An 8,898-nucleotide genomic window follows, 5' to 3' on the forward strand; every position below is an offset into this window, starting at 1 on the left:
GGGCTGGCCGCACCGGCGTGCGCCGCGCGGGCGGGCCTGGGTCGGCGTGTACGGCGCGACCGCCGGGGTGCTGGCCGCGATCCCCGTCCTCGCCGCGGCCTGCGGGCTCGTCGTCGTCGGGCTGGGGATGCGGGGCGCGACGACCTGGGGCGAGGCGGTGGCCGACGCGGCCCGGGCCGTGCCGCTCGCCGCCCTCACCACGCTGGCGCTGCTCGCGCTCGTCACGCTCGTCGCCGTGCGGCTGCTCGCGACGGGCGTCGGCGAGGGCTTCCACGCCGTCCGCAGCCGCCGCGGGTGGCAGGTGTGGGCCACGCAGCGCCTCATGGACGACGCGCGCACGCTCCTGTTCCCGCTCTACGCGAGCAGCGCGACACCCGTGTGGCTGCGCGCGCTCGGGGCCCGCATCGGCAAGGACGTCGAGGCGTCGACCGTCCTCATGCTGCCGTCCATGACGTCCGTCGGGGACGGTGCGTTCCTCGCCGACGACACGCTCATCGGGTCGTACGAGCTCGGCCGCGGCTGGGTGCGCGTCGAGAACGCGAAGGTCGGCAAGCGCGCGTTCCTCGGCAACTCCGGGATGATCGCGCCCGGCCGGGCGGTGCCCAAGCGCGGGCTCGTCGCGGTCCTGTCGGCGACGCCCGAGCACGCGAAGTCGGGCACGTCGTGGCTCGGGTCGCCTCCCGTGCGGCTGCGGCGCGCCGCCGCGGAGGTCGACGAGGAGCGCACGTTCGAGCCGCCGCTGCGGCTGCGGGTCGCGCGCGCGCTCGTCGAGACGTGCCGGCTCGTGCCCGTGATCTGCACCTACGGGCTCGCCGTGGCCGTGCTGCTCGCGCTCCTCGCCGTGGGCGACGGCGCCGGGTGGGGCGTCGCCGTGCTCGCGTCGCCGGTCGTCGTCCTGGCCGCGGCCGCCGTCGCGTGCGGGCTCGCGACGGTCGCCAAGTGGGTGCTCGTCGGACGGCTGCGCGCCGGGGAGCACCCGCTGTGGAGCTCGTTCGTCTGGCGCAACGAGCTCGCCGACACCTTCCTCGAGACCGTCGCCGTGCCGTGGCTCGGCCCGGCCGCGTCGGGGTCGCCCGCGCTCACCCTGTGGCTGCGCTCGCTCGGCGCCCGCATCGGGCGCGGCGTGTGGTGCGAGACCTACTGGCTGCCCGAGGCCGACCTCGTCACGCTCGGCGACGGCGTCACCGTCAACCGCGGCTGCGTGCTGCAGACCCACCTGTTCCATGATCGGGTCATGAGCATGGACACCGTCACGCTGGGCGCCGGGGCGAGCCTCGGCCCGCACGGCGTCGTGCTGCCCGCCGCGGCCCTGGGCGACGGGGCGGACGTCGGGCCCGCGTCGCTCGTGCTGCGCGGCGAGCAGATCCCCGCCGGGTCGTCGTGGACGGGGAACCCGGTCGCGCCCGTGCCCGCCCGCCCGGCCGCCGGAGCGGCACCCGGCACGGCCGCCGGCGCAGGCGCCGTATGAGCGCGCCCGTCCCCGACCCGTACGTCCCCGACCGCACCGACACCGGGCTCGACGTCGCCCGGTACGACCTGGAGCTCGACTACCGCGTCGCGACCAACCGGCTCGACGGCCGCGCCCGCGTGCACGCGACCGCGCTGCGCGAGCTCGACCGGGTCGTCCTCGACCTCGACCGGCTGCGCGTCTCGCAGGTCCTCGTCGACGGGCGCCGCCCCGAGCGGTGGGCGCACCGCGGCGGGCAGCTCGTCGTGCGGCTCGCGCGGCGGCTCGCGGCGGGGGAGTCCGTCGTCGTCGAGGTCCGGTACGCGGGGCACCCGCAGCCGCGGCGCGGCCCGTGGGGCGACGTCGGCTGGGAGGAGCTGACGGACGGCGTCATCGTCGCCGGGCAGCCCGACGGGGCGTCGTCGTGGTTCCCGTGCCACGACACCCCCGCGGACAAGGCGGCGTTCCGCGTCGAGGTGACGACCGAGGCCGGCTACGACGTCGTGTGCAACGGCGAGCTCACGTCGCGCACCGCCCGCTCCAGCCGCGTGCGCTGGGTGTACGAGCAGGCCGAGCCGACCGCGCCCTACCTCGCGACGGTGCAGGTCGGACGCTACGAGCGGCTCGTCACCGCCACCGGGCCCGTGCCGCAGCGCGCGTCGGTGCCCGCCCGGCTGGTGGACGCGTTCCGGCACGACTTCGGGCGGCAGGCGCAGATGATGGCGCTGTTCGTCGACCGGTTCGGGCCGTACCCGTTCCCGTCGTACGGCGTGGTCGTCACGGACGACGCCCTGGAGATCCCGCTCGAGGCCAGCGGGCTGTCGGTGTTCGGCGCCAACCACGTCGACGGGCGGCGCGGCTCCGAGCGGCTCGTCGCGCACGAGCTCGCGCACCAGTGGTTCGGCAACAGCCTGACCGCGCGGCGCTGGCACGACATCTGGCTGCACGAGGGCTTCGCCTGCTACGCCGAGTGGCTGTGGTCGCAGGAGTCCGGCGGGCGGTCCGCCGACGCGCAGGCCCGGACCGCGCACGCCCGCCTCGCGGCGCTCCCGCAGGACCTCGTGGTCGGCGACCCCGGGCCCGACCTCATGTTCGACGACCGGCTCTACAAGCGCGGCGCGCTCACGCTGCACGCGGTGCGGCTGACGGTGGGCGACGACGCGTTCTTCGCGCTGCTGCGCGCGTGGACCCAGCGGCACGCGCACGGCTCGGTGAGCACGCCCGAGCTCGTCGCTCTCGGCGCCGAGGTGACCGGGCAGCCGCTCGGTGCCCTGCTCGACGCGTGGCTGTACGCCCCCGTGCTGCCGCCCCTGCCACCGGCCGGCACGGGACGCTGACCGGGTGGTCGGGAACACGCCGGACACACGGCGGGGTTAGTGTCGCCGGAGGCCCACCCCGCTCGGCGGTGGTGCCCGACGGTGCGGACGAGGGAGAGCGACGCGGGTGAGCGGTGTGACGGCGAACGGGCTGACGGTCGGGTACGCGGCGATGCTGGAGCAGTTCCACCCGACGGAGGCGGTGGCCCTGTCCGCGCTCGCGGAGGAGCACGGCTTCTCCGGCGTGATGGCGGCGGACCACTTCCAGCCGTGGGTCCCGGCGCAGGGGCAGTCGTCCTTCGTCTGGAACGTCCTGACGGCGGTCGGCGAGCGCACGCGCGGCGACTTCGGTCCCGGCGTGACGGCGCCGACGTTCCGGTGGCACCCCGCGATGGTCGCGCAGGCGTCGGCGACGCTGGCCGCGATGTACCCGGGGCGGCACTGGCTGGGGCTCGGCTCGGGCGAGGCGCTCAACGAGCACATCATCGCGGAGTACTGGCCCGAGGCGCCCGAGCGGATCAACCGCATGTTCGAGGCGATCGACGTCATCAAGAAGCTGTTCGCCGCGTCCCTCGCGGGCCGCGACGTCAAGCACGCCGGGCAGTTCTACAAGCTCGAGTCGACGCGCCTGTGGACCATGCCGGAGGTCGCGCCGGAGATCCTCGTCGCCACCGCGGGTCCCGTCACCGCCAAGCGCGCCGGCAAGCACGCCGACGGGCTCATCACGGTCGGTGCGCCGCTGGAGAAGATCAGCGGCCTGTTCGGCAAGTTCCACGAGGGTGCGCGCGAGGCAGGCCGTGACGGCGAGGCCATGCCCAAGGTGCTGCAGCTGCACATGTCGTGGGCGTCGACCGACGAGGAGGCTCTCGCGAACGCGATGCACGAGTGGCCCAACGGCGGCATGAAGTTCCCCAAGGCCGACATCCGCTCGCCGTTCGACTTCGAGCAGATGGCCAAGCTCGTGCGCCCCGAGGACTTCGAGGGCCGCATGGTCATCTCGTCGGACCCCGACGTGCACCGCGCCGAGATCCAGAAGTACGTCGACCTCGGGTTCGACCGGATCTACCTGCACAACGTGGGCCGCAACCAGCGCGAGTGGATCGAGGTCTTCGGCGCCGACGTGCTGCCGAAGCTGGTGCGCTGAGCGTGGACGCCGAGCTGCGGGTCTGGGCGCCGGACGGGCTGGGCGAGGTCCGTCCTGGCGACGACCTCGCCGCGCTCCTCGTCGACCTGCTGCGGTCCGACGCCGCGGCGCGGCCCGACCGGGCCCTGGCCGACGGCGACGTGCTCGTCCTCACGAGCAAGGTGCTGTCGAAGGCGGAGGGACGCGTCGTCGCCGCGGCCGACCGCGAGCAGGCGATCACCGACGAGACCGTGCGCGTCGTGGCGACGCGCGAGCACGCCACGGGCGTGACGCGGATCGTCGAGAACCGGCTCGGGCTGGTCATGGCCGCGGCGGGCGTCGACGCGAGCAACACGCCCGACGGCACGGTGCTGCTGCTGCCCCTGGACCCGGACGCGTCTGCGCGTGCGCTGCGCGCGGCGGTCGCGGCGGCCCTCGGGGTGCGGGTCGGGGTCGTCGTGAGCGACACCGCGGGGCGGCCGTGGCGCCAGGGCGTCGCGGACCTCGCGATCGGCGCGGCCGGCGTGGCCGTGCTCGACGACCTACGCGGCCAGGTGGACTCGTTCGGGCGACCCCTGACGATGACCGTCACGGCGATCGCCGACGAGATCGCCGCGGCCGCCGAGCTCGTCAAGGGCAAGGCGTCGGGCCGTCCGCTCGCGGTGGTCCGCGGGCTGGGTCACGTCGTCACCGACGACGACGGCCCGGGGGCGCGCGTGCTGGTGCGCACCGGCGACGAGGACATGTTCCGGCAGGGGAGCGCGGAGGCGTACGCGCAGGGGTGGAAGGACGCGCTCGAGCGCGACTGACCTGCGACGACGCGACTCCGCTGGGCGGCGTGACGCCACTCTCGACGTCGTTTGACACCACCGTGGCGGCAATCTGACACCACAAGTGCTTGCCATGACACCACTGTGGTGTCATGCTGGTGCCATGGAACTCGGACAGTACGTCACCGACCTGCAGCGCCAGCTCGTCGAGGCCGCAGAGCACGGCACGCCCGACACGCGTGCCGCCGCCGAGCGCCTCGCCGCCAGGCTCGACGCCGCGACCCGGCTCGTCCTGCTCGACGCCCTGTCGGCCGCGGCCGGCGAGATCACCCGCGACCTCGCACCCGGGTCCGTCGACGTGCGGCTGCGCGGGCGCGAGGTCGAGTTCGTCGTCACCCAGCAGGCCGCGGACGGCGACGCGGACGACGCGCCCGCCGCCCCGACCGCACCCGTCGACCTCGACGACGTCAGCACCTCCCGCACGACGCTCCGCCTCCCCGACGCCCTCAAGGCGAGGGTCGACGAGGCGGCGGCGGCCGACGGCCTGTCCGTCAACGCCTGGCTGGTCCGCGCCATCGCGGACGCCGTGCAGCCCCGGCAGCGACGATCCGCGCAGCGGGCGCTGCGCAGCGGCGACAGCTTCGCCGGCTGGGCGCGCTAGCCCTCCGGCCCTCACGAGAGCACCGGCACCAGCACCGGAACCGACCGGCACCAGCACCGGCACCACCGGCCCCGCGGACCCGCGGGGCGGGACGAGCACACCCCGACCACGGGAGGCGTCAGCATGCCCACGTTCAGCACCCCCACCCCGATCGACCTCGCGATCCACCTGCCCGTCGGCGCCGTCCGCGTCGTCGCCGGCGACCGCGCCGACACCGTCGTCACGGTCGTGCCCACCAGCCCCGCCAAGGCGTCCGACCGTCGCGCCGTCGAGGAGACCACGGTCGACTTCGACGGCCGCCGGCTCACCGTCACCGGCCCCAAGCCCCGGCTCAGCTGGATCGGGCCCGGGCCGTCCGACTCCGTCGACGTCACGGTCGAGCTGCCCGCCGGCTCGCGGCTCACCGCCGAGGTCGCGTTCGGCAGCGTCCAGGGCGTCGGGCGGCTCGGCGCGACCCGTGTCAAGAGCTCGTCCGTCGACCTCGACACCACCGGCGACCTGTGGGTGCGCGCCACGCACGGCAGCGTCGACGTGGTCGCCGCCGAGGGCACGGTCGAGATCACGGCCGACCACGGCCAGATCCGGATCGGGACGATCGGCTCCGACGCGGTCCTCAAGGCGTCTCACGGCTCCGTCCACGTCGAGGAGGCCCGCGGCGACCTCGACGCGAAGCTCTCCTACGGCGACCTCGAGATCACCCGCGCCCTCGCGTCCGTGACGGCGAAGACCGCCTACGGGAGCCTCCGGCTGCACGAGGTCACGAGCGGCTCGATCCAGGTCGACAGCGGCTACGGCCAGGTCACCGTCGGCGTCCGCGCCGGGGTCGCCGCCTGGCTCGACCTCTCCTCGCGCGACGGGCACGTCCGCAACCAGCTCGACGGCGACCGCGGTCCCGGCGGGTCCGAGCAGACCGTGGCGGTGCGCGCCCGCACGCGGTCCGGCGACATCACCGTCCAGCGCGCGCGCTGAGCGCGCGACCCCACGAGACGCACCACCCCACGAGACGCACGACCTCACGAGAAGGGAACGACCCATGAGCACCCACCCGACACCCCCACGAGGCGGCGAGCCCGCCATCCGCGTCCGCGGCGTCGAGAAGTCGTACCAGGACCTGCACGTCCTGCGCGGCGTCGACCTCGACGTGGCCCCCGGCAGCATCTTCGCCCTGCTCGGCTCCAACGGCGCCGGCAAGACGACGATGGTGCGGATCCTGTCCACGCTGCTCAAGCCCGACGCCGGCACGGCCGTCGTCCAGGGGCACGACGTCGTGACGTCGCCGGTCGAGGTCCGCGAGTCCATCAGCCTCACCGGCCAGTTCGCTGCGGTCGACGAGATCCTGTCCGGCCGGGAGAACCTGGTCCTCGTGGCGCGGCTGCGGCACCTGCCCGACCCCGGGCGGATCGCGGACGACCTGCTCGCGCGCTTCAGCCTCACCGACGCGGGCTCGCGGCGCGTCGCGACCTACTCCGGCGGCATGCGTCGTCGGCTCGACATCGCGATGAGCCTCGTCGGGCAGCCGGCGGTCCTCTTCCTCGACGAGCCGACGACGGGTCTCGACCCCGAGGCGCGCCTCGAGGTCTGGCAGGTCATCCAGGGCCTGGCCCGGCAGGGGACGACCGTCCTGCTCACCACGCAGTACCTCGACGAGGCCGAGCAGCTGGCCGACCGGATCGCGATCCTGCACCAGGGCCGCATCATCGCGAACGGCACGCTCGCGGAGCTCAAGGCGCTCCTGCCGCCCGCGACGGTCGAGTACGTCGAGAAGCAGCCGACGCTCGAGGAGATCTTCCTCGCGCTCGTCGGCACCACGGCCGGCACGGCCACCGCCTCCACGTCCGAGCACCACGAGTCCGGGAAGGACCAGTCATGACCACGCACGTCCTCGACGACACCACCGCCCTGACGGGCCGGTCGCTGCGCCACATCACGCGCAGCGCCGACACGATCATCACGACGGCCCTCACGCCGATCGCCCTGCTGCTGCTGTTCGTCTACGTGTTCGGCGGCGCGATCCAGGCCGGCACCGAGAACTACGTCAACTACCTGCTGCCGGGGATCCTGCTCATCGCGATCGCGTCGGGCATCGCCTACACGGCCGTGCGTCTGTTCACCGACATGCAGTCCGGCATCTTCGAGCGGTTCCACTCGATGCCGATCGCCCGGTCGTCGGTGCTGTGGGCGCACGTCCTGACCTCGCTGGTCGCCAACGGGATCACGGTCGTCATCATCGTGCTCGTGGGCCTCGCGATGGGGTTCCGCACCTCGGCGGGCGTCGGCGCGTGGCTCGCGGTCGGCGGCATCCTCGCGCTGTTCACGCTGGCGCTCACGTGGCTCGCGGTCATCGCGGGCCTCACCGCGAAGACGGTGGACGGTGCCGCGGGGTTCTCCTACCCGCTGATCTTCCTGCCGTTCATCAGCTCCGCGTTCGTCCCGACGGAGACCATGCCGGGACCGGTGCGCTGGTTCGCCGAGAACCAGCCGGTGACGTCGATCGTGGACTCGATCCAGGCGCTGTTCTCGGGGCAGCCCGTCGGCAGCGACATCTGGGTCGCCCTCGCGTGGTGCGTCGGGGTCCTCGTGATCGCGTACGTCGTCGCGATGGCCGCGTACCGGCGCAAGGTCAGCTGATGCGCCACCGCCCGACGCACCCCGTCCCGTCCACGGACTGAGGCGCCAGGATCCTCGACCGCACGCCGGTCGGGGATCGTGGCGTCTCAGCCCGGGGGCTGCTGACCGGCGACGACGTGCGCGGACTGGCCGGTCGAGCCGGGCTCGCCGGCCGGGATCGGCTCGGCGACGACGGCCGTGCCGTAGACGCAGACCTCGCTGAACTGGCCGACCGACCCGGTGTCGAACCGCATCGCGACGATCGCGTTCGCGCCGCGCTGCCGCGCCTCGTCGACCATGCGGCGCATCACCTCGTGGCGGCTCTCGTACATGATCGTCGTGTACTCGGGGATCTCCCCGCCGCCGATCGAGCGCAGGCTCGCGGTGAGGCTGCCGCCGATGTTCGTCGAGCGGACCGTCAGGCCCATGACCTCGCCGAGCACGGCCTGCACCCGGTAGCCGGGGATCACGTCCGTCGTCACCACGATCATCGCCGCATGCTGTCACAGCGCCGCGTCGGCGCGGCAGGGCCGGGCGGGGAATCATCCCCTGTCCCGGCGCGGGGCCCGGTGGTACGTTCGCTCGCAACGAGGTGCTGCAAGTTGCAGCAAGCGTTTCCGAGACCCGGAACCGGTCCCGACGTCCACCGCCCCACCCGGCGAGCAGCGCAGCTCGACGTCGCGACCCACCCCCGGCCCGCCGCGCAGCGGGACGGACGCAGCCCCCCGCGTGCCCCACGGTGCGCGCCCGCCGGGCGCCGCCGCACGTCCGCGCACGACGCCGTGCGCCGAGCACGATCGGAGACCCTCCGTGACCGCCATGCCCTCGACGACCCGCCCCGACCCGCGACCGGGACCGCGCGCGCGGACCGGACCGCGCCGCGGGTGGCGCCGCCTGACCGCCGCGCTCGCCGCCCTGCTCGTCGCCGCCACGACCGCCGTCGTCGTCGCGGCGCCCACCGGCGCCACCACGCC

The 8,898-nt window shown here is 74.4% G+C and carries 9 protein-coding genes; 8 read left to right on the plus strand and 1 reads right to left on the minus strand.

What is annotated here, in order from left to right; translation table 11 throughout:
- From CBZ_RS12615 to CBZ_RS12650, 8 genes are all read left to right on the plus strand, one after another.
- The coding region (locus CBZ_RS12615; protein ID WP_373862175.1) for a Pls/PosA family non-ribosomal peptide synthetase at nt 1–1,468 on the plus strand (1,468 nt) is incomplete at its 5' end.
- Nucleotides 1,465–2,784 carry a M1 family metallopeptidase gene (locus tag CBZ_RS12620; protein WP_130781885.1) on the plus strand — a complete coding sequence of 440 codons (1,320 nt, stop codon included), beginning with the start codon at nt 1,465–1,467 and terminating at the stop codon, nt 2,782–2,784. The genes CBZ_RS12615 and CBZ_RS12620, both read left to right, overlap by 4 nt.
- A gap of 106 nt (nt 2,785–2,890) precedes the next feature.
- Nucleotides 2,891–3,907, plus strand: coding sequence for a TIGR03557 family F420-dependent LLM class oxidoreductase (locus tag CBZ_RS12625; protein WP_373862176.1), 1,017 nt, complete (start codon nt 2,891–2,893; stop codon nt 3,905–3,907).
- Nucleotides 3,904–4,695 carry a coenzyme F420-0:L-glutamate ligase gene (locus tag CBZ_RS12630; protein WP_246013341.1) on the plus strand — a complete coding sequence of 264 codons (792 nt, stop codon included), beginning with the start codon at nt 3,904–3,906 and terminating at the stop codon, nt 4,693–4,695. The genes CBZ_RS12625 and CBZ_RS12630 overlap by 4 nt, the downstream gene beginning before the upstream one ends.
- Before the next feature lie 124 nt (nt 4,696–4,819).
- The gene (locus CBZ_RS12635; protein ID WP_130781887.1) at nt 4,820–5,317 is read left to right on the plus strand and encodes a toxin-antitoxin system HicB family antitoxin; all 498 of its coding nucleotides are present in this window, start codon (nt 4,820–4,822) and stop codon (nt 5,315–5,317) included.
- A gap of 123 nt (nt 5,318–5,440) precedes the next feature.
- A complete protein-coding gene (locus tag CBZ_RS12640; protein ID WP_130781888.1) occupies nt 5,441–6,286 on the plus strand; it encodes a DUF4097 family beta strand repeat-containing protein in 846 nt (281 codons plus the stop codon).
- Nucleotides 6,287–6,350: 64 nt separating this feature from the next.
- Nucleotides 6,351–7,187, plus strand: a complete 837-nt coding sequence (locus CBZ_RS12645; RefSeq protein ID WP_130781889.1) for an ABC transporter ATP-binding protein — start codon at nt 6,351–6,353, stop codon at nt 7,185–7,187.
- The gene (locus tag CBZ_RS12650) at nt 7,184–7,945 is read left to right on the plus strand and encodes an ABC transporter permease (protein WP_130781890.1); all 762 of its coding nucleotides are present in this window, start codon (nt 7,184–7,186) and stop codon (nt 7,943–7,945) included. The genes CBZ_RS12645 and CBZ_RS12650 overlap by 4 nt, the downstream gene beginning before the upstream one ends.
- A gap of 86 nt (nt 7,946–8,031) precedes the next feature.
- Here CBZ_RS12650 and CBZ_RS12655 read toward each other — a convergent pair whose 3' ends face one another.
- Nucleotides 8,032–8,415, minus strand: a complete 384-nt coding sequence (locus CBZ_RS12655) for a YbjQ family protein (RefSeq protein ID WP_130781891.1) — start codon at nt 8,413–8,415, stop codon at nt 8,032–8,034.
- Nucleotides 8,416–8,898: the final 483 nt, after the last annotated feature.

It is taken from the genome of Cellulomonas biazotea (assembly GCF_004306155.1).
Taxonomy (GTDB): domain Bacteria; phylum Actinomycetota; class Actinomycetes; order Actinomycetales; family Cellulomonadaceae; genus Cellulomonas; species Cellulomonas biazotea.